The sequence below is a fragment of the Acinetobacter sp. USHLN143 genome (assembly GCF_037145695.1).
Classification (GTDB): domain Bacteria; phylum Pseudomonadota; class Gammaproteobacteria; order Pseudomonadales; family Moraxellaceae; genus Acinetobacter; species Acinetobacter fasciculus.
In genome coordinates this window covers 66,960-86,305 of record NZ_JBBCWZ010000002.1, presented here as the reverse complement: position 1 = coordinate 86,305, position 19,346 = coordinate 66,960, and the positions used below count along the sequence as shown (strand labels likewise).

Here is a 19,346-nt window from a genome sequence, read left to right as displayed (position 1 = left end):
GCAGACATAGGAGGGTAGGTTTAAAAAATAGCCTTCCTTTTTTTTCGTCTTCTCGCTTTTTTACAGCCTAAATTTCAGGAGCTTTGGTTTGAGCACCCCAGCAATTTTAGCCCTTGCCGACGGAACTATCTTTAAAGGTACTTCGATTGGCGCATCGGGTAGTACGACTGGTGAAGTCGTTTTCAACACTGCCATGACTGGCTATCAAGAAATTTTGACTGACCCGAGTTATGCACAGCAACTTGTGACACTGACTTACCCACATATCGGTAACACAGGCTGTAATGAAGAAGACGCTGAATCAGGTCGTATTCATAAGGTTTGGGCGAACGGATTGATCATTCGTGACCTGCCTTTACTGCACAGTAACTTCCGTTCAACCCAATCATTAGCTGAATATTTGGTACAACACAATGTTGTGGCAATTGCGGATATCGACACGCGTAAATTGACACGTATCTTACGTGACAAAGGTGCGCAAAATGGCTGTATCCTTGCTGGCGAAAATATCACTGAAGCTGAAGCGCTTGAAAAAGCACGTGCATTTGGTGGTTTAAACGGTTTAGACCTGGCAAAAGAATGTTGCGACCCTGAAGGTTTTGAATGGACTGAAGGCTCTTGGACATTAGGCAAAGGTTTCTCTCAACCAGAAGCTAAATTCCATGTTGTTGCATACGATTACGGTGTCAAAACCAACATCTTACGTATGCTCGCAGACCGCGGTTGTAAACTGACTGTTGTGCCGGCGCAAACTCCTGCTGCTGATGTACTTGCACTGAATCCAGATGGCGTGTTCCTTTCGAACGGTCCTGGTGATCCGGCTGCATGTGACTACGCAATTGAAGCTGTAAAAACAATTGTAGAAACCACTGAAATTCCAGTATTTGGTATCTGCCTGGGTCACCAGATCCTTGCGCTTGCAAGTGGTGCTAAAACCTTAAAAATGCCTCACGGCCACCACGGTGCGAACCATCCTGTACAAAATCTTGATAACGGTACAGTGATGATTACTTCTCAAAACCATGGCTTCGCAGTCGATGAAAGCAATCTGCCTGATGTGTTGCGTGTAACGCATCGCTCACTGTTTGATGGCACCAACCAAGGTATCCATCGTACAGACAAACCTGCGTTCAGCTTCCAGGGTCACCCTGAAGCAAGCCCGGGTCCACATGACTGCGCACCATTGTTCGATCATTTCATCGAACTTATCGAAGCATCTAAGAAGTAATTAAGGAAGCATCATGGCTAAACGTACTGACATTAAAAGCATCTTGATTATTGGTGCTGGTCCGATTGTCATCGGTCAAGCATGTGAGTTTGACTACTCAGGTGCTCAAGCATGTAAAGCCCTTCGTGAAGAAGGCTACCGCGTTATTTTGGTCAACTCGAACCCAGCGACCATCATGACCGACCCAACCATGGCAGATGCAACTTATATTGAGCCAATTACTTGGCAAACTGTTGCAGCAATTATTGAGAAAGAACGCCCAGACGCTGTTCTTCCGACCATGGGTGGTCAAACTGCATTGAACTGTGCCCTTGCCCTCGATGAGCACGGCATTTTAGAAAAATTCAATGTTGAATTAATCGGTGCAACCAAAGAAGCGATTGAAAAAGCTGAAGACCGCAAACTGTTTGACCAGGCAATGCGTAAAATTGGTCTTGAATGTCCAAAAGCTGACGTTGCTGAGTCAATGGAACATGCTTTAGAAATTCAAGCACGTTTCGGCTTCCCAGTGATTATCCGTCCATCATTCACCATGGGTGGTTCTGGTGGCGGTATCGCTTACAACAAAGAAGAATTCATCGAAATTTGTGAACGCGGTTTCGATCTTTCTCCGACTAAACAATTATTGATCGATGAATCTTTAATTGGTTGGAAAGAGTACGAGATGGAAGTTGTTCGTGACAAAAACGACAACTGTATCATCGTATGTACGATTGAAAACTTTGACCCAATGGGCGTACACACTGGTGACTCAATCACTGTTGCTCCTGCGCAAACATTGACAGACAAAGAATTCCAACTTCTACGTAACGCATCTTTAGCTGTACTACGTGAAATTGGCGTAGAAACAGGTGGTTCTAACGTACAGTTCGGTATTTGTCCAAATACTGGTCGTATGGTTGTGATCGAGATGAACCCACGTGTATCACGTTCATCTGCCCTTGCCTCTAAAGCAACTGGTTTCCCAATTGCAAAAATCGCTGCGAAATTAGCGGTTGGTTACACGCTTGATGAGTTGAAAAACGACATCACCGGCGGTACAACACCTGCATCGTTTGAACCTGCAATCGACTACGTTGTTACCAAGATTCCTCGTTTTAACTTCGAGAAATTTCCACAAGCGGACGCGACTTTAACCACACAGATGAAATCTGTCGGTGAAGTGATGGCGATTGGCCGTAACTTCCAGGAATCTGTACAAAAAGCCCTTCGTGGTCTTGAAGTTGGCGCTTCTGGTTTTGACGAAAAAATTGAAGTGGGTGCTGAAGGCGCGCGCGACAAGATCTTGCAAGAGCTTAAAGTTCCAGGTCCAGAGCGTATTTGGTACGTGGGCGACGCATTCCGTCACGGCTTTACTTTAGACGAAGTATTCGCTGCAACGAACATTGACCGCTGGTTCTTGATTCAAATCGAAGACATCATCAAAACTGAAAACCAAATCAAAACTTTAGGTTTTGGTGATTTGAATGCGGACAACATCCGTGGGTTCAAACGTAAAGGTTTATCAGATCTTCGCATTGCCGACTTGATGGGCATTTCACAAAAACAATTCCGTAAACACCGTTGGAACCTGGGCGTAACGCCAGTTTACAAACGTGTAGATACATGTGCTGCAGAATTCGAATCTGATACAGCTTACATGTACTCAACTTACGATGAAGAGTGTGAAGCTAATCCGTCTGCGAAAGACAAGATCATGGTGATTGGTGGTGGTCCTAACCGTATTGGTCAAGGGATCGAATTCGATTACTGCTGTGTACACGCTGCCCTTGCGATGCGTGAAGACGGTTACGAAACCATTATGGTGAACTGTAACCCTGAAACAGTTTCAACGGATTACGACACATCAGATCGTTTGTACTTCGAACCAATCACTTTAGAAGACGTTTTAGAAATCGTACGTATCGAGAAGCCTAAAGGCATTATCGTTCAGTACGGTGGTCAAACACCTTTGAAATTGGCTCGTGCTCTAGAAGAAGCCGGTGCGCCAATCATTGGTACATCACCTGACGCGATTGACCGTGCAGAAGACCGTGAACGTTTCCAGCAAATGATTCAACGTCTGCAACTTCGTCAACCAAACAACAGCATTGTAAAATCTGCTGAAGAAGGTATGGCTGAAGCGTCTAAAGTAGGCTATCCATTAGTGGTACGTCCTTCTTACGTGCTTGGTGGTCGTGCGATGGAAATCGTGTACAACGATGAAGAACTCAAACGCTACTTACGTGATGCGGTTCAAGCATCAAACGAAGCACCTGTTCTGCTTGACCGTTTCTTAGATGATGCGATCGAAGTTGACGTAGACTGCGTATCTGATGGTAAAGACGTTGTAATCGGCGGCATCATGCAGCACATCGAACAAGCGGGTATTCATTCAGGTGACTCGGCATGTTCAATTCCTCCTTACTCTCTATCTAAAGAGATTCAGGACGAAATGCGTCGTCAAACTGTGGCGATGGCAAAAGAGCTTGGCGTAATCGGTTTGATGAACGTTCAGTTTGCTGTCAAAGGTGAAGATGTTTACATCTTGGAAGTGAACCCACGTGCGTCTCGTACTGTGCCATTCGTTTCTAAGTGTATCGGCGAATCTTTAGCGAAAGTTGCTGCACGTTGCATGGCTGGTCAATCTCTTGAGTCGCAAGGCTTCACAACTGAGATTATTCCTGAGCACTTCTCTGTCAAAGAAGCAGTGTTCCCGTTCAACAAATTCCCTGGTGTTGACCCGATCCTTGGCCCTGAGATGAAATCGACTGGCGAAGTGATGGGCGTTGGTAAAACATTTGGTGAAGCGTTCTATAAAGCTGTTTTAGGTGCAAATGAGCGTTTACCAGGTCTTCCAACTGAAGGCGAAGTGAAACACGCATTTATCTCTGTACGTGATTCTGATAAACCACGTGCGGCTGGTATCGCAAAACAATTGATTGACCTAGGCTTCAAGATTCTTGCAACTGATGGTACATTTAAAGTGATTAGCGATGCTGGTCTTGAATGTGAACGTGTCAATAAAGTAACTGAAGGTCGTCCTAACATTGTGGACCGTATTAAAAACGGCGAAATCCACCTTGTGATTAACACGACTGAAGGCAAAAAGGCACAAGAAGACTCATTCTCGATCCGTCGTTCAGCACTTCAAGGTAAAGTGTATAACACAACTACATTGAATGGTGCGGATGCAGTATGCCAAGCTTTAGCAATTAAATTGCCGATGGATGTATATCGTTTGCAAGACCTAACTAAAGGTTAATTCACTTCCAAGAAGTCCCGCCACCTTCTTGGTGGCGGGCTTTTTTTTATTTATAGATTTTATATCTTTCAACTGACTTTTGAGGGACAACATGCAACGTTATCCTATGACACCTGAAGGCAAAATTGCCTTAGAGAAAGAATTACACCAACTGAAAACAGTGGATCGTCCACGTATCACAGCTTCAATTGCAGAAGCGCGTGAACACGGCGACTTAAAAGAAAATGCAGAATACCATGCAGCACGTGAACAGCAAGGCTTCTGTGAAGGTCGTATTCAGGACATCGAAGGCAAACTGGGTGCAGCTCAGGTGATCGACGTAAAAGAACTTGAACACAATGGTCGTGTGGTTTTTGGTGTAACGGTCACGATTGAAAATCTGGATACTGAAGAACAGAAAACCTATAAAATTGTAGGTGATGACGAAGCAGACTTTAAGATTAACAAGATCTCTGTGAACTCGCCAATTGCACGTGGTCTTTTAGGTAAAAACGAAGGCGACGATGTGAAAATCAATACACCAAACGGTGAAGTTGAATACGAAATTGTAAAAGTTGAATATCTTTAAAATTTAAAGCTGTTTAATTTAAAGCCCCTCGATTGAGGGGTTTTTTACCTTTATCTGCTTCCTACAAACGAATTAGCTCTGGGCTTCTTTTAAAAACCCCGATGCAAATAAATTAAATGCATGTAAAGCCTCAGGGAGTACCTGCTCAGGATGTTCGCTAGAAGCCACCCAGAGGGCTGCATTCATTGCAGCACCATTTAAAAATACCGCAGCAGCTTCCGGATCAACTGTTTTAATTCGATCTGCTACCAATAATTGCTCAACACATTCACGCGTGGACTGCAAACATCTGTTTTGACTTGGCCAGTGTGCAGGATCACCCAATACCGCAGGCCCATCGCGCAATACAATGCGCTGGAATTCAGAGTTTAAGGCATTTTGAATATAGGTCCGCCCTTCCAGCATCAATCCTTCCCACAGATCATCAGGCTGCTCCAGATGTTGCTGCGCAGATGAAGCCATTTCCGAATCGATCTGGTCGACCACTGCAGCAAACAAGCCTTTTTTATCACCAAAATGGTGATACAACGCTCCACGAGTCAGCCCCGCTTCTGCCGTGAGTTTATCCATTGAAGTGCTAGCATAACCATATTCCGCAAACGCACGACGTGCCACTTCAATTAATTTCTTGCGGGTTTCCGCCATTTTTTGTTCACGAACAGACATGAATTACTTTACCTCATCATCATAAAAATTTTAATTGACATACGCTCCGTATGTCAATTATGTTTACATACGATGCGTATGTGAAAGTTAAGTTGCTTTCACTCACTTATAAATTAGATATTGAATGAGAATAGACATGACTAGAACTGCGATATTTCCCCAAGACCGCCATGCCCTCTATGAACAGCATGGTTATTCTGCTGCGATCAAATCGGAAGACTTACTTTTTGTTTCTGGTCAGGTCGGTAGCCGTGAAGATGGTTCTCCTGAACCAGATTTCGAGAAACAGGTAGAACAGGCTTTTAAAAACTTAGCTGCAACTTTGGCAGCGGCTGGTTGTACTTTCGATGATATTGTTGATGTCACCACCTTTCACACTGATCCAGAACAGCAGTTCGAAAGCATCATGAAAGTTAAAAATCAGGTGTTTACGCAAAAGCCTTATCCTAATTGGACAGCTGTAGGTGTCACGTGGTTAGCAGGTTTTGATTTTGAAATTAAGGTGATTGCTCGTATTCCTCCAGCATCGACCACAGCTTAATCATTGTTTTATGCGTGCGCGAATGTCTTTTAGATATTATTCAGCAAGTTTAAACCCCGATTAGGTATAATTTCTTATTCACTATTTTTTGTATCTCCCTTATGTCTGAAAAGTTAATTAATTCTCCTGTAAAGCATTGGTGTGAGTTCGAGTTTATTTCGAAAACGGTGAAAAATCCGAATATTCACATTAAAGGGAATTACTCATACTACTCAGCTTATTGGGATCAGGGTTTTGAGCGTTGTGTGGTGCGTTATTTACATGATAAGCCATCTACGCCTGAGAAGCCGATTGACCAGCTCTATATCGGCAATTTTGTCTGTTTTGGTGCTGAATGCGTAATTATGATGGGAGGTAACCAGTTACACCGTACCGATTGGATTTCAGCGTTTCCGTTCGATACACGCAGTTTTGTGCCTGCTGGTGATACAGTGATTGGTGATGGTTGCTGGATTGGTTCTCGTGCCATGATTATGCAAGGTGTAAAGCTGGGTGAAGGTGCTGTGGTGGCAACAGGTGCAGTAGTCGCTAAAGACGTACCGCCTTATGCTGTAGTTGGTGGTGTACCTGCAAAAATTATTAAATACCGTTTTCCACAAGAAGATATAGAAAAAGTACTCTCTCTAAAAATCTATGATATAGATGAAAAGCAGTTTTTAAAAATGCGTGAGCAATTGCAAACGGATGATGTGAAATCACTGCTTAATTATGTACAAAGTTTGATCTAAACATTATATTTAATTCAAACCATTATTTTGAATAAATATGCATCTATCAACTAAGACACTTGAAAAACTTCGTGACTTAATCAATGAAATCACCGAATACCGATCAGGGCCAAAAATTATCGATTTTTTTGGTATGTTCGATTATCAAGATGTATATGGGCAAGGTTTTCCATCTAGATGGATGTACACAGATCTACGACTTTCTCAAATAAATGGCACACCAAAATTAGATATATGTATTAAAAACTTATTTAATCCTATAAATTATATTGAAGACTTAAATCGACTAGATAATTTAATTAAAGAGTTCAATAAATATCTACAATTCGACAAATATCAAATTACTAGAACCAACACTGAAATTAACCTTACACCTATTACAAAAATCAATCTTGATGAACAATTCCAATCAGATAATGAAAATATTGAAAATAACTTTATAAAACATGAATTTAAGTTTGATTGCTCTCAGTTGAATCTCATCCCAACCTTAATGCCTGTAATCAAAAGTAGAATAATAGAAATTGAAAAAGCTTTTAAAGCTGAAGCATACCTTTCCGTTGTGTTATTAGCTGGTAGTACATTAGAGGGAATATTCTTAAATATTGCTTCTTTAAATCCAAGAGTTTTTAATACTTCAAACTGTAGCCCTAAAAAAGATGGCAAAGTAAAAAACTTCGATCAATGGACACTTCATAATTTCATTGAAGTATCTCATTCAATTAATTTAATTGAAAAAGATACATATCGATTTAGCAAAGAATTAAGAGATTTTAGAAATTACATACATCCTTTTCAGCAAATGACTGAAAAATTCTCACCTAGAGAACAAACAGCTAAAATTTGCCTACAAGTTTTGAAATCCGCTATCTCTGATATTCAAACCAATCAAAATAAAATTGGGGCATAAAAAAACCCACTCAATCGGAGTGGGTTTTTTCAGAATATGGTGGCTATGACGAGACTTGAACTTGTGACCCCCGCATTATGAGTGCGGTGCTCTAACCAACTGAGCTACATAGCCTTAAACTGTGCGCGCATTATGGGATTTTCTGTAAATCACGTCAACCCCATATTGTGCTGTTTGATCAAAATTTGTTGAAGTGAGCCGATAAGCCGGGTTCTGTCGTGAACGATCATTCCTCTAGGCGCACAATCACTCATGCGCTCAAGCGACCTACCCGAATCCAGCATGGGCCATGCCTAATGGATTCCTATTTGGTCTTGCTTCCGGTGGGGTTTACCTCGCCATGAACTGTTACCAGCCATGCGGTGCGCTCTTACCGCACCCTTTCACCCTTACCTCCGATTCCGATTGCTCGAAACCATAATGAAGGCGGTCTTCTCTCTGCTGCACTTGCCGTCGGTTTACACCGCCCAGGCGTTACCTGGCACCTTGCCCTATGAAGCCCGGACTTTCCTCCCCTGCTTCAATCACGGAGATCTCCACAGCAGCGATCGTCTGGCTCACTTCGAGCGGCATAGTATCAAATATCGAGACTAATTGCTTGATGTTTTTTGAGCAGTCAGTTTTTCATACTTGGCTTGCAGCTGTTCCTGCGTTTCGACATGATTCGGATCCAGTGGAATACAATCCACCGGACAGAACAACTGGCACTGCGGTTGATCATGATGTCCGACGCACTCTGTACATAAATCTGGATGAATCTCATAAATGAGTTCACCCATATAGATGGCCTCATTCGGGCATACAGGTTCACAGACATCACAGTTAATGCATTCATCGGTGATATATAAAGACACGCTACCAACCTTGTTGAAGTTTACGCTCGAAGGCCGCAACCACGTTTGGTGGTACAAACTTGGTTACATCACCTCTTAGTCGAGCAATTTCACGCACCAAAGTGGATGAAATAAAAGAATATTGCTCTGAAGGGGTTAAAAACACCGCTTCAAAATGGGAGTCCAGCTGACGGTTCATATTTGCCAGCTGAAATTCGTACTCAAAATCAGACACTGCACGCAAACCACGCAATACAGCAGTCGCCTTTTGCTCACGGAAAAAATTGACCAGCAAACCGTCAAAACCTACAAATTCAACATTGTCCAAATGACTCAATGACTCTTTTGCCAATGCGACACGCTCTTCCAGACTAAATACCGGATTTTTATGATGACCGATGGCAATCGCTACCACAACTTCATCAAACATTCGCGCTGCGCGGGTTACCAAATCAATATGTCCATTGGTAATTGGATCAAAAGTCCCCGGATAAATCACACGAGTTTTAGACATCCATTTGTACTCTGTTTGTTATGTAGAATCTTATTTTAGCAAAAACTTGTTTTTTTGGTGAATAATCCTCATTAATTTAAAAAACTTCACCTTATTTCTAGTTGCGGTACAATAGCAGCACGTTTGGAAGTATCAGATTATGGCGAAAGCATCTATTGTAGTAAAAAAAAATAATGGCGGTACCATTGCACTGAATAAACGTGCCCGCCACGATTATTTTATTGAAGAGAAATTTGAAGCGGGGCTTTCATTAAAAGGCTGGGAAGTCAAATCAATGCGTGCTGGTCGCATGACCATCGTAGAAAGTTATATTACCTTTAAAAATGGTGAAGCGTTCTTGTTTGGTGCACAGGTTCAGCCCTTGTTAAGTGCTTCGACCCATGTGGTGCCTGAAGCAACCCGTACCCGCAAACTGTTGCTGAATCGCCGTGAAATTGAAAAGTTGATGGGTGCGATTAACCAGAAAGGTTATTCCTGCGTTCCACTGGCCTGCTACTGGAAAGGTCCACATGCCAAGCTGGAAATTGCTCTGGTGAAAGGTAAGCAGCTTCATGACAAACGTGCCACCGAAAAAGACCGTGACTGGCAACGTGATAAGGCGCGAATTTTCCATAAATAATGGATTAAAAGTTGAATATAAAAAAACCTCCGCATTTGGAGGTTTTATTATAACTTTAAGCTTTACCGCCCAGTCTTGCCAGAGTCAGGGCAATATATTCCCCAAACCAGAACGCGGTTTTTAAATCGCCTTCAGGTGGAGTCACTTCTACCGGTGCGTTATCTGACTGGGTCATTAAACCCAAAAAGCTCGACATCCGGTTTAGATCAGTCACGGCACGACCTGTCGGCATTAATGGTAAGCCACTCCATAGCATACCGTGCTGCATGGCGAACAGATTGATCTGCTGTAACACTGCCAGCTTATCGCCACTAAGTCCGCCACCATTGGTAAAAGCCGCTGCCAGTTTTCCCTGCCAGGTACGTGCCAACCAGCGCTTGGAAGACTGTTCCATAAATAGCTTCATGGCAGAGGTCAGGCTACCCATATAGGTCGGACAGCCAAATATAATTGCATCGGCGGCATCCAGTACATCCCAGTCTATATGTTCGACATTCATCATATGCACCTGAACACCGGTTTCCCGTGCACCATCGGCAATAAAATTTGCCACTTTAGCCGTGTGTCCATAAGGACTGTGATAAACAATCGCAACAGATTTGGAAGATAGGGACATAACGCTCAAAAGCCAAAAAATTCAGTTAAGTTTAACATTTTCATGTCATAAACACGAATGTCGCCATACGCCCTGTTTTTGGCTCACGGCGATAAGAAAAATATTCATGTGCTTGACGATAAGAACACTGATCCCCACCCAATACGGTATTTATGCCGTGTTGCTGCAAGATATAACGCGCAATCGCATACAGGTCGGCATAATATTTACCTGCCTGTTCACCGGCCTGAAATGCACTGTCCAGTTCAGGATATTTACTACAAAAAGCCGCTTTTACTTCAGTGCCAATTTCAAAACAAGGCTGGCTAATTGCTGCCCCGAGCCAGGCCCAAGTCGGCGGAGTTTGCATGGCGGCAATGGTATTTTCAACAATTCCACCCGCCAGACCACGCCAACCAGCATGCAAATTGGCAACTTCCGTACCTTTCGCATTCCCCATTACTACAGGTAAACAGTCTGCAGTCATCATCATCAAGGCATGCACCTTGCGCTGCGTCACCAGACCATCTCCGACCAGTGCGGTAAATGGCATCTGCTCATTAATGCTATGACAAATGGTGCTATGCGTCTGGGTCATCCAGGTAATCTTATCTACGCCAAAGGCAGCGAAATCCTGCAATAAAGCCATACGATGCTGTTGTACCCGTAGCGCATTATCCTGCACATGCAAGGCCAAGTTAAAACCTGCAAGCTCAGGCTGTGCGGATGGCTGTACTTTCGCATGGTGAACGCGAGTCTGGCCGACATACACACCTTGTGGAAGTCCTGGTACAAATTGCATCTCGATTCCTTGCTTTGACGCGAGCTAAATAAAAAGATTAATAGGCTTTGTTTTCGGTACGCAGCACTTCAACCAGATTGGCAAAGTCTTCCGGCCACGGTGCTTCAAAGGTCATTTCTTCTTTGGTACGCGGATGGGTCAGACCGAGTTGTACAGCATGCAAAGCCTGACGCTTGAAGCCACGCAAAGTATCATCTAATAATTGCGATGCACCTGCAGGCATACGGACACGTGGCATATACACCTGATCGCCCACCAAGCCAAAGCCGATATAGCTAAAATGCACACGGATCTGATGGGTACGTCCAGTTTCCAGACGGGCTTGAACACGGGTAAAATGCTGGAAACGCTCTTTGACATTGTAATGCGTCACCGCGTCTTTACCACCTGGAAGTACGGTCATTTTCACACGATCCACCGGATGGCGTTTGATTGGTTCATCAATGGTACCGCCAGCAATAATATTGCCGTAAACCACCAAGTCATACAGGCGATATACTGATTTTTTCTCAAGCTGTTTGCTAAGAGAAAACTGTGCTTCCAGATTTTTGGCAACGACTAACAGACCGCTGGTGTCTTTATCGATACGATGTACCAGACCTGCACGCGCCAGTTCAGCCGATTTCGGATAGTGATGCAATAAAGCATTGACCAAGGTGCCAGAACTATTGCCAGCACCCGGATGCACCACCATACCGACTGGTTTGTTGATGACAATAATATCGTCATCTTCATAGATGATATCTAGTGGAATGTCTTCCGGCAGACTGCGCGTTTGCGCTTCAAGCTCAACATTTAAAGTCAGGGTTTCAAAACCATCACTTTTAAATTTCGGCTTAACCGGTTGACCATTCACCAATAAATTGCCATCTTTAATCCATTGCTTTAATTTTTCTCGAGAAAAATCGTTCCAGACCATTGCGGCAATCTGGTCGATCCGTTGCCCGATATAAGTTTCATCCAGTTGAAATTGCAACGATAAACGTGTTGCAGTTGCTTCTGAAGTATGGTTATCTGCATCCTCAGAATCTTCAAGTAAATTGAAATCAGTATCAGGGATATTAGAATTGGAAGATTGTGCTTGACTCATTTGCTCATTCAGACAAAAGTGGTTTAATAGTGCAATTGTAGCTCATTGCCCGTATTAACAGAGGAATTTTTATGTCGCTACCACATTATAAAATGACAATGCTTGCTGTGACATTAGGCATTGCATCGGCAATGGTAGGCTGTAGCAGTAATCCAAAAAAAGAAGTCGTGGATAAAGGTCCAGAATCTAGCGAACAGGTTTATATTCAAAAAGCACAGAAAGCGCTAGATCGTAATCAATATACCGATGCAGCAAAACAGTTAGAAGCGCTGGAAACTTATTTCCCGACCAGTCAGTATGCTCCGCAAGCGCAGCTTGAACTGTTGTATGTGAAATTCCAGCAAAAAGATTATGAAGGCGCGGTTGCACTGGCAGAGCGTTTTATCCGTCTGAACCCGCAACATCCGAATGTCGACTATGCCTACTATGTACGCGGTGTCTCAAATATGGAACAGAACTATAACGGTCTGCTGCGTTATACCTCACTGAAACAGTCGCATCGTGATGTCAGCTACCTGAAAGTGGCTTACCAGAATTTTGTTGATTTCATTCGCCGCTATCCATCAAGTACTTATGCAGTCGATGCCGCACAGCGTATGCAGTTTATCGGTCAGGAACTGGCTGAGCATGAAATGAACGCAGCACGTTTTAACATCAAACGTAAGGCGTATCTGGCAGCAGTTGAACGTGGCTTGTGGGTGATTGAGCATTATCCACAAACTCCGCAGATTCCAGAAGCACTGGCAACGGTTGCTTATGGCTATGCTCAGCTAGGTGATAAAGCGACTTCTCAGCAATATGTGGATGTGTTAAAGCTGAATTATCCGAATCTGGTGAAATCAGATGGTACGGTGAATCTGCGTGCAGCGCGTAGCGAAAGCAGTTTCTTTAACCGCGCGACACTGGGTATTTTTGGTAAAGAAGCCAAGACTGTAACCGACACCGATGCACAGTCAGATGCGCCAGAAACTGAAAAGCGCAGCATCACCAACCGTATTTCATTTGGTTTGCTTGATCGTCCTAAAACGGCTGAATAAAGCTGAATAAGTCCGGCAGCATCAGCAAATAAGACAGTGCTTTACAGGTGCATTTTCCTCAAGGGCAAGGTATCATACTTGCCCTTTTGCGTTGTCCGGCCAAGGCTTGAACAAAACGTGCAAAAGGTATACAAAGGAACTTGAAATATTCAATGTTCAGCCAGACTATTTTCATTTTTTCAGTGATTTAGACCTTAAATACCAGCGCGAGAAGCTCAACAGACCATGGCCATTCCTCAACATACGATTGATCAGATTCTCGATCGCACCGATATTGTCGATGTGATTGGTCAATTCGTAAAACTGAAAAAAACGGGCCGTACCTATTCAGGCTGCTGCCCTTTTCATCAGGAAAAATCACCGTCTTTCCACGTCTATCGTGATAAACAGTATTTTCACTGTTTTGGCTGTCAGGCCAACGGTAATGCCATCCGTTTTTTAATGGACATTGGCAGCCGTAATTTTGTCGAAGTGATGAAAGATCTGTCCAGTCAGACCGGCATCGAACTGCCTAAAGACAATACCGATTCCAATAAATTAAAATATAAACGTGAAGCAGCCAAACCTAAAATTGCGCCTGCTCAAGCGGCACCACAAGCTCAGCCGCAACAAAATAACGCCCCAACAGAAAATAATAGTGCTGCCTCTACGGCGAGTTTCGATCCATTTGCAGAGTTTCAGGCAGTCGAACAGGATTTTTATGGTGACCCTTTTGCTTCTTTTGAACACCTGCCCATGGCAGAAGTTCAGCAAGACGGTAATCTCTATGATCTGCTGGAAAATATCGCGCAGTTCTATGAGCGCCAGTTACCCAACAGCCCGAGCGCTCAGCAATACTTTAAACAGCGTGGTCTGACTACAGAAACCATTGCCTATTGGCGCTTAGGCTATGCGCCCGAAGACTGGCAACATCTGGAAAAAGCCTTTCCTCAGGATATTGAAGGCTTAAAACTTTTAGGTCTGATTCGTACCAGCGACAGTGGCCGTGATTTTGATCTGCTGCGTGAACGGGTGATTTTCCCGATCCGTGATACCAAGGGGCGTGTGGTCGGCTTTGGTGGTCGCGCACTCAATGACGAGATTAAACCTAAATATATCAACTCGCCAGATTCTGAGGTCTTCCATAAAAACCAGTTGCTGTATGGTCTGTATGAAGGGCGCAAGCAGAAAGCCCAAGAATGGCTGATGGTCGAAGGCTATATGGATGTAATTGCGCTCCAGCAATATGGCATTCATGGCGCAGTGGCGACTTTAGGCACAGCGAGTAATACCGACCACCTGAATATTCTGTTCAAGCAGAGTAACCGGCTGACCATTGCCTTTGATGGGGACGCTGCCGGTCAAAAAGCAGCGCGCCGTACCTTGGACATTGCCCTACCCCTGCTGAATGATGGCCGCGAGCTGAAGTTTTTTGTCTTGCCCGCTGACCATGACCCCGATTCATTGATCCGCCGTGAAGGGATAGAGAACTTCAGACGCCTATTAGAACAGGCGCCGTTGATGTCGGACTTCGTGTTCGCCCATCTGACCCAAAATCAGGATATCACTACCCCTGAAGGCAAAAGTCAGGTCATGGGTGAACTAAAAAATCTGACTGAATTACTGCCCAAACACGGCTCCTTCCGTTATCTGCTGCAGCAATTTTTCCGTGAAAAACTGGGCTTTAACCGTAAATGGCAACCAAAAGTCAATACGGATGCATCCTTAAGCTTTAGTACCAAAATTGATGCTGAAGAATATGTGATTGCGATCTTGATGAATCATCCTTATCTATATATTCATTTTGAGCCGCTGCGCGCGCTGGTAGCGGAAGATCAGCTGCTGTTTAAAATTTTGAATATTCTGAATGTGATTTTTGATGACTTGCCAGATGATCCCGAACTGTCGATCTACTATGTGCTCGGTGCCTGCGCAGCCCATCATCATGAACTGCAGCATATTTTGCAGCATGCCAATGTCAGTGATTACACCTCATCGCCAGAACAGGCCGACAAACTCGCGGCTGATTTTTCGACCAAGCTGCAATATCAGTGTTTAAAAAACAAGATTAAATCCAAGAAATTTAGCAGCATTGCTGAAATGAAAAATCTGAAAATGCAGATTTATGAAATTGACCGAAAACGCTCAATGACCCTATTAGAAGACTGATTTTTCAAATTATTGATTCTTTTGAATCAAATGAAGTCAGTGCTAGCTCACAGTATTATTTATCATTTTCTCAAACAATCAGGTTGGGTTTTATGTTGAAGTACAAATCAACAAAGAACCAAGCCTCTCATCATACTGATTAAAATGAATGCCTGGATTTACGACGTTTCGCAACCACATTGCCCAGTTCTTCCTGCAACAGCTCAAAATAGGCAGGATCTTCCGCTTTGGCCGCCTCACGCAGCACAATAGAGGTTGGATGTAACAGTTTTTGGGTCAAACGATGTGAAAACTCGGCCAGTACAGTATCTGCCTTTTCGCCTTTGGCAATACGCTGGATTGCCAGTGTCAATTCTTCCTGACGTAAAGTTTCACCATGATCACGATAGGCATGAATGGTCGCCCCGGCCTGTTTGACCTTTTGCTGGGTCATCAGTTCTGTAGCCAGCTGATTGACCATGATTTCGGCCTCAACAGCCGCCTGACGGCGCTGTGCCAGATTTTCCTCAATCACGCTTTGCAGATCATCAACGCCATACAGATAAACCCCGTCCAGGCTTTCTACTTTGGCATCAATATCGCGCGGTACGGCCAGATCGACCAGCAGCATCTGCTGGTAACGGCGTTTTTTCAGTGCAGCCTTTACATCGGTAAAATGGATCACTTGATGCAAACTGCCGGTACAACTGGAAATGACATCGGCACGATGCAGATTTTCTGCAAGCTGATCAAAACCTATAATTTCGACCTCAACCCGATGTGCAATTTCCTGTGCCAGGATATCCGCACGCTCGCGGGTACGGTTACAGATAATGATCTTGCCCACCCCCATCTCTGCAAGGTGTTTGGCCACCAGACTGTTCATCTCCCCGGCTGCCACTATCATAATGGTCAGCTTGTCCGGATGACTAAATACTTGCAAGGCCAGTTGCGCCACCGCATAGCCCATTGAGACCGCATGACTGCCGACAGCCGTTTCTGAGCGCACGCGTTTAGCGGCATAAAAGGCATATTCAAAAATTCGGTTGAGATTGCGCGACACCGTATGGGAGTCTTTGGCCAGAGAAAGTGCGGTTTTGACCTGCCCCAGAATTTGTGGTTCGCCCAGCATCAGTGAATCCAGACCACTGGCGACACGCATCAGATGCGTCACCGCTTGAGCATTTTCATAACGATAGACATGATGTTGCAGTTGTTTGACATCTACCCCATTTTTCTGGGCGAGCCAGTTTAGCACCATGTCAGCATTGTCAGACATGGCGTAAACTTCGGTCCGGTTACATGTAGACACCACCACCATGTCGTTCAGTTCAGGGTGTTGGCTTTGCTCGGCAAGAATGGCACTTAACTTTTCAGGGTTAAACGCCACTTGTTCGCGCAGTTCTACAGAGGCAGTTTGATGGTTGACACCCAATGCAAAGAAAGACATATCAGGTCATCATTTCACTAAATTTATGCTATTGTGCAACATCGGTGTCATAAAAAGCATTACTTGGATCAATAAAAAATTGCGTCAAACAATTAGCCGTATCAACGGCCCTACAATTAAGCAATATTCTACCACATTCCTACTGGTGGGTAGCATGGCTTCGACTGCGCATCTTTATGCAGCGGAAGCAGTTTACCATGCAAATCAAAATTATGATGCGATAAAACAAAGTATGATGGCTGAGTTTGCCATCGCTGCACATGACATTCCGACTGCTTTGCACAACTATACGGTGCTGGCGATCAAGAGCAATTCCACTTCAGTCAAGCAGCGTGCACTGAATGTCGCGCTGGAACATGACGATCTTCAGGCCGCACTGGATATCTCTACGCACTGGGTGGTACAAGAGCCGCAAGATGTCCCCGCTTTATTTTATTTATCACATATTGCCCTGAAAGCACATGAATATGAGCTAGCCGCTGAGACCTTGGAAAAAATCCTGCAAATTGATGATAGTGCCGATCTGGAAGAAATTCTGGCCGGAATTTCACCAGAAGGTACAGAGGACCGTAGTTATCTGATTCAGGCTTTGAGCACCACCAAAGCCAAGGACAATCCGTCTATTCTGGTGCTGGTGGCCGGCCTGGAAGCACAAAATGGTCAGCTCGAACAGGCCTTAAATACGGTTAACCGCGCCTTAAAAAAACGGCCGAATGCAACCGGCTATATCCTGATGAAAGCCAATCTGCTCAATGCGCTTGGCGATACTCAGGCCACGCTACAATGGTATGAAAAATCCAGCCGTAAAAACCGCAATAATCTGGATGTGCGTCTGGCCGAAGTCAAATATCTGGTCAAGCTGAACGAAGCGACTTTGGCGCTGAAAAAACTGCAAGACATTCTAAAAAAGTGGCCGACTGCCGAAGAAGCCCTGTTTATTGCCGGACTAACCAGTATCGACCTGGAAGAATACGAGAAGGCCGAAAAATATCTGGTCGAACTGCGTTATTCTGCGCAATATCAAAACGAAGCCTATTATTATCTGGCGGTAAATGCAGAACGCAAACAGCATTATGAAACCGCCAAAGCCTATTATCGGCTGGTAGATGGCAGTCTTTACACGGTTTCGCGTCGCAACATGATTTCGATTTTCGCCCAGCAAGATAAGCTGCATGATGCGCTGCGTTTCTTAACACAGGAAAGGGTGAATTATCCGCAACATGCCAGCTTCCTTTATCTGGCTCAGGCGGATATTTTAACTCGTATGCAGAATAAAAAAGCTGCGATTCGCCTGCTGGAAGAAGCCAGCAAAAACCTGCCGGATGACCCTGAACTGGTCTATTCGCAAGTCCTGTTGCTGGATCCCCATCAGGATCGCGTCAAGCTGGATGAACTACTTAGCACTTTACTTAAAATTGAACCGAACAGTCCGACCTATCTGAATGCCTATGCCTACACCCTGGCGATGCAGAACCGCCGTCTCGAAGAAGCACGCCGCTATGTAGAGCAAGCACTGGAATATGCACCGGAACAGGCGTCCATTCTGGATACCTATGGTTATATCTGTTATTTACAGAATGACTTCGCTACAGCTGCGGACGTATTATACAAAGCCTATCAATTGAATCCGAATGTGAAGATTGGGGTGCGTTATGCCCGGTCGTTGTACATGAAAGGTGATCTACAACACTTCCACCAAGTGTTACAACAATTACAACAAAACCATCCAAATGACCCAGAATTGAAACAACTTAATTCGCTATTGTTAGCACCACAAACCAAAACGAGTTAATTAGTTTATGCGCAATTTAAGCCAATTGGGCTGCTGTGCCTTTGCAGCCACTGCTTTATTTTTAACTGGCTGTCAGCAGATGATCAAGCCACAAACGCCTGCCACTCCGTCTGTACAAGCGGAGAATCAATTCCAACTGCAAGGTAAAATTGGCGTTCGCACCCCTCAACAGACTGGCAGCGCATTCTTTACCTGGGTACAACAGCAGGAAGAATTTGATATTGAGCTCAGTGGTATCTTAGGTGTCGGTAAAACCCAGATTTCTGGCACACCGGGACAAGTGACTTTAAACAGCGCAAAAACCGGTGTGATTCAGGCAGCCAGTGCCGAGGAATTACTGCAACGCGCAACAGGCTGGCAAGCGCCGATCAGTTATTTAGTCGATTGGGTACAAGCCCGCCCTGCCACCACGGCTGCCAAATTACAAAAAGACGATGCGCAGCGGATTAACCAGATTATCGAACAGGGCTGGACAGTCGATCTCAATTATAATGCGCAGGCCAAAATGCCAAACCGCTTAAGTTTAAAGCAGTCACTTGGAAATGGTGCGGAAAACCGTATTACAATGATCATTGAAAACCGTTAATTGACCTGATTCCAGC

General features: G+C 44.3%; 18 protein-coding genes, 1 tRNA gene and 1 other RNA gene. 11 read left to right on the top strand and 9 right to left on the bottom strand.

What is annotated here, in order from left to right:
- Nucleotides 1-88: 88 nt before the first annotated feature.
- The 3 genes from carA (at nt 89) to greA (ending at nt 5,040) form a co-directional block, all read left to right on the top strand.
- Nucleotides 89-1,228, top strand: coding sequence for a glutamine-hydrolyzing carbamoyl-phosphate synthase small subunit (carA, locus tag WFH18_RS01415; protein WP_004280574.1), 1,140 nt, complete (start codon nt 89-91; stop codon nt 1,226-1,228).
- 13 nt (nt 1,229-1,241) lie between these two features.
- Nucleotides 1,242-4,472 (top strand): carbamoyl-phosphate synthase large subunit, encoded by a 3,231-nt coding sequence (gene carB / locus WFH18_RS01410; protein ID WP_004280576.1) that lies wholly within the window; start codon nt 1,242-1,244, stop codon nt 4,470-4,472.
- 91 nt (nt 4,473-4,563) lie between these two features.
- Entirely contained in the window at nt 4,564-5,040 is a 477-nt protein-coding gene (gene greA / locus WFH18_RS01405; RefSeq protein ID WP_004280577.1) for a transcription elongation factor GreA, read from the top strand.
- 72 nt (nt 5,041-5,112) lie between these two features.
- On the opposite strand, the gene WFH18_RS01400 is transcribed toward greA, so the two are convergent.
- The gene (locus WFH18_RS01400) at nt 5,113-5,706 is read right to left on the bottom strand and encodes a TetR/AcrR family transcriptional regulator (protein WP_004280578.1); all 594 of its coding nucleotides are present in this window, start codon (nt 5,704-5,706) and stop codon (nt 5,113-5,115) included.
- A gap of 136 nt (nt 5,707-5,842) precedes the next feature.
- Between WFH18_RS01400 and WFH18_RS01395 the strand changes: the two genes are divergently transcribed.
- The 3 genes from WFH18_RS01395 (at nt 5,843) to WFH18_RS01385 (ending at nt 7,885) form a co-directional block, all read left to right on the top strand.
- The gene (locus WFH18_RS01395; protein ID WP_004280579.1) at nt 5,843-6,247 is read left to right on the top strand and encodes a RidA family protein; all 405 of its coding nucleotides are present in this window, start codon (nt 5,843-5,845) and stop codon (nt 6,245-6,247) included.
- Nucleotides 6,248-6,348: 101 nt separating this feature from the next.
- Nucleotides 6,349-6,975, top strand: a complete 627-nt coding sequence (locus WFH18_RS01390) for a CatB-related O-acetyltransferase (protein WP_004280581.1) — start codon at nt 6,349-6,351, stop codon at nt 6,973-6,975.
- Nucleotides 6,976-7,012: 37 nt separating this feature from the next.
- Nucleotides 7,013-7,885: a hypothetical protein gene (locus WFH18_RS01385; protein ID WP_004280583.1), complete on the top strand. Its 873-nt coding sequence runs from the start codon at nt 7,013-7,015 to the stop codon at nt 7,883-7,885.
- Between the two features lie 37 nt (nt 7,886-7,922).
- Here WFH18_RS01385 and WFH18_RS01380 read toward each other — a convergent pair.
- From WFH18_RS01380 to coaD, 4 genes are all read right to left on the bottom strand, one after another.
- Nucleotides 7,923-7,999: transfer RNA gene (locus WFH18_RS01380), tRNA-Met, on the bottom strand.
- Between the two features lie 72 nt (nt 8,000-8,071).
- Nucleotides 8,072-8,449: RNase P RNA component class A (rnpB, locus tag WFH18_RS01375), an RNA gene on the bottom strand.
- Nucleotides 8,450-8,475: 26 nt separating this feature from the next.
- Complete coding sequence (locus tag WFH18_RS01370; RefSeq protein ID WP_004280584.1) at nt 8,476-8,739, bottom strand: YfhL family 4Fe-4S dicluster ferredoxin; 264 nt, start codon at nt 8,737-8,739, stop codon at nt 8,476-8,478.
- 1 nt (nt 8,740) lies between these two features.
- Entirely contained in the window at nt 8,741-9,232 is a 492-nt protein-coding gene (gene coaD, locus WFH18_RS01365) for a pantetheine-phosphate adenylyltransferase (RefSeq protein ID WP_004280585.1), read from the bottom strand.
- A gap of 139 nt (nt 9,233-9,371) precedes the next feature.
- Here coaD and smpB point away from each other — a divergent pair, with 139 nt between their 5' ends.
- On the top strand, nt 9,372-9,851 hold the full coding sequence (gene smpB, locus WFH18_RS01360; protein ID WP_004280586.1) for an SsrA-binding protein SmpB: 480 nt from the start codon (nt 9,372-9,374) through the stop codon (nt 9,849-9,851).
- 55 nt (nt 9,852-9,906) lie between these two features.
- Here smpB and WFH18_RS01355 read toward each other — a convergent pair whose 3' ends face one another.
- The 3 genes from WFH18_RS01355 to rluD are packed head-to-tail and all read right to left on the bottom strand — an operon-like array spanning nt 9,907 to nt 12,338.
- On the bottom strand, nt 9,907-10,467 hold the full coding sequence (locus WFH18_RS01355; RefSeq protein WP_004280587.1) for a flavodoxin family protein: 561 nt from the start codon (nt 10,465-10,467) through the stop codon (nt 9,907-9,909).
- Between the two features lie 40 nt (nt 10,468-10,507).
- The gene (gene pgeF, locus WFH18_RS01350; RefSeq protein WP_004280589.1) at nt 10,508-11,248 is read right to left on the bottom strand and encodes a peptidoglycan editing factor PgeF; all 741 of its coding nucleotides are present in this window, start codon (nt 11,246-11,248) and stop codon (nt 10,508-10,510) included.
- A gap of 37 nt (nt 11,249-11,285) precedes the next feature.
- Nucleotides 11,286-12,338, bottom strand: a complete 1,053-nt coding sequence (gene rluD / locus WFH18_RS01345; protein ID WP_004280590.1) for a 23S rRNA pseudouridine(1911/1915/1917) synthase RluD — start codon at nt 12,336-12,338, stop codon at nt 11,286-11,288.
- 71 nt (nt 12,339-12,409) lie between these two features.
- On the opposite strand from rluD, the gene WFH18_RS01340 reads away from it, so the two are divergent.
- Both WFH18_RS01340 and WFH18_RS01335 read left to right on the top strand, forming a co-directional pair.
- Nucleotides 12,410-13,375: an outer membrane protein assembly factor BamD gene (locus WFH18_RS01340; RefSeq protein ID WP_004280592.1), complete on the top strand. Its 966-nt coding sequence runs from the start codon at nt 12,410-12,412 to the stop codon at nt 13,373-13,375.
- A gap of 225 nt (nt 13,376-13,600) precedes the next feature.
- Nucleotides 13,601-15,523: a DNA primase gene (locus WFH18_RS01335; protein WP_004280593.1), complete on the top strand. Its 1,923-nt coding sequence runs from the start codon at nt 13,601-13,603 to the stop codon at nt 15,521-15,523.
- Nucleotides 15,524-15,662: 139 nt separating this feature from the next.
- On the opposite strand, the gene hemA is transcribed toward WFH18_RS01335, so the two are convergent.
- On the bottom strand, nt 15,663-16,952 hold the full coding sequence (hemA, locus tag WFH18_RS01330; protein WP_004731878.1) for a glutamyl-tRNA reductase: 1,290 nt from the start codon (nt 16,950-16,952) through the stop codon (nt 15,663-15,665).
- A gap of 79 nt (nt 16,953-17,031) precedes the next feature.
- On the opposite strand from hemA, the gene WFH18_RS01325 reads away from it, so the two are divergent.
- Both WFH18_RS01325 and lolB read left to right on the top strand, forming a co-directional pair.
- Entirely contained in the window at nt 17,032-18,744 is a 1,713-nt protein-coding gene (locus WFH18_RS01325; RefSeq protein ID WP_004280596.1) for a tetratricopeptide repeat protein, read from the top strand.
- Between the two features lie 7 nt (nt 18,745-18,751).
- Complete coding sequence (gene lolB, locus WFH18_RS01320) at nt 18,752-19,330, top strand: lipoprotein insertase outer membrane protein LolB (protein ID WP_004280598.1); 579 nt, start codon at nt 18,752-18,754, stop codon at nt 19,328-19,330.
- Nucleotides 19,331-19,346: the final 16 nt, after the last annotated feature.

Bases quoted from the DNA above. Each gene is read 5' to 3' on its own strand.
- WFH18_RS01335 (WP_004280593.1), top strand. From the start codon at position 13,601: ATGGCCATTCCTCAACATACGATTGATCAGATTCTCGATCGCACCGAT.
- pgeF (WP_004280589.1), bottom strand. From the start codon at position 11,248: ATGCAATTTGTACCAGGACTTCCACAAGGTGTGTATGTCGGCCAGACT.
- WFH18_RS01340 (WP_004280592.1), top strand. From the start codon at position 12,410: ATGTCGCTACCACATTATAAAATGACAATGCTTGCTGTGACATTAGGC.
- carB (WP_004280576.1), top strand. From the start codon at position 1,242: ATGGCTAAACGTACTGACATTAAAAGCATCTTGATTATTGGTGCTGGT.
- WFH18_RS01400 (WP_004280578.1), bottom strand. From the start codon at position 5,706: ATGTCTGTTCGTGAACAAAAAATGGCGGAAACCCGCAAGAAATTAATT.
- hemA (WP_004731878.1), bottom strand. From the start codon at position 16,952: ATGTCTTTCTTTGCATTGGGTGTCAACCATCAAACTGCCTCTGTAGAA.
- smpB (WP_004280586.1), top strand. From the start codon at position 9,372: ATGGCGAAAGCATCTATTGTAGTAAAAAAAAATAATGGCGGTACCATT.
- lolB (WP_004280598.1), top strand. From the start codon at position 18,752: ATGCGCAATTTAAGCCAATTGGGCTGCTGTGCCTTTGCAGCCACTGCT.
- WFH18_RS01385 (WP_004280583.1), top strand. From the start codon at position 7,013: ATGCATCTATCAACTAAGACACTTGAAAAACTTCGTGACTTAATCAAT.
- greA (WP_004280577.1), top strand. From the start codon at position 4,564: ATGCAACGTTATCCTATGACACCTGAAGGCAAAATTGCCTTAGAGAAA.
- rluD (WP_004280590.1), bottom strand. From the start codon at position 12,338: ATGAGTCAAGCACAATCTTCCAATTCTAATATCCCTGATACTGATTTC.
- WFH18_RS01355 (WP_004280587.1), bottom strand. From the start codon at position 10,467: ATGTCCCTATCTTCCAAATCTGTTGCGATTGTTTATCACAGTCCTTAT.
- WFH18_RS01390 (WP_004280581.1), top strand. From the start codon at position 6,349: ATGTCTGAAAAGTTAATTAATTCTCCTGTAAAGCATTGGTGTGAGTTC.
- WFH18_RS01395 (WP_004280579.1), top strand. From the start codon at position 5,843: ATGACTAGAACTGCGATATTTCCCCAAGACCGCCATGCCCTCTATGAA.
- coaD (WP_004280585.1), bottom strand. From the start codon at position 9,232: ATGTCTAAAACTCGTGTGATTTATCCGGGGACTTTTGATCCAATTACC.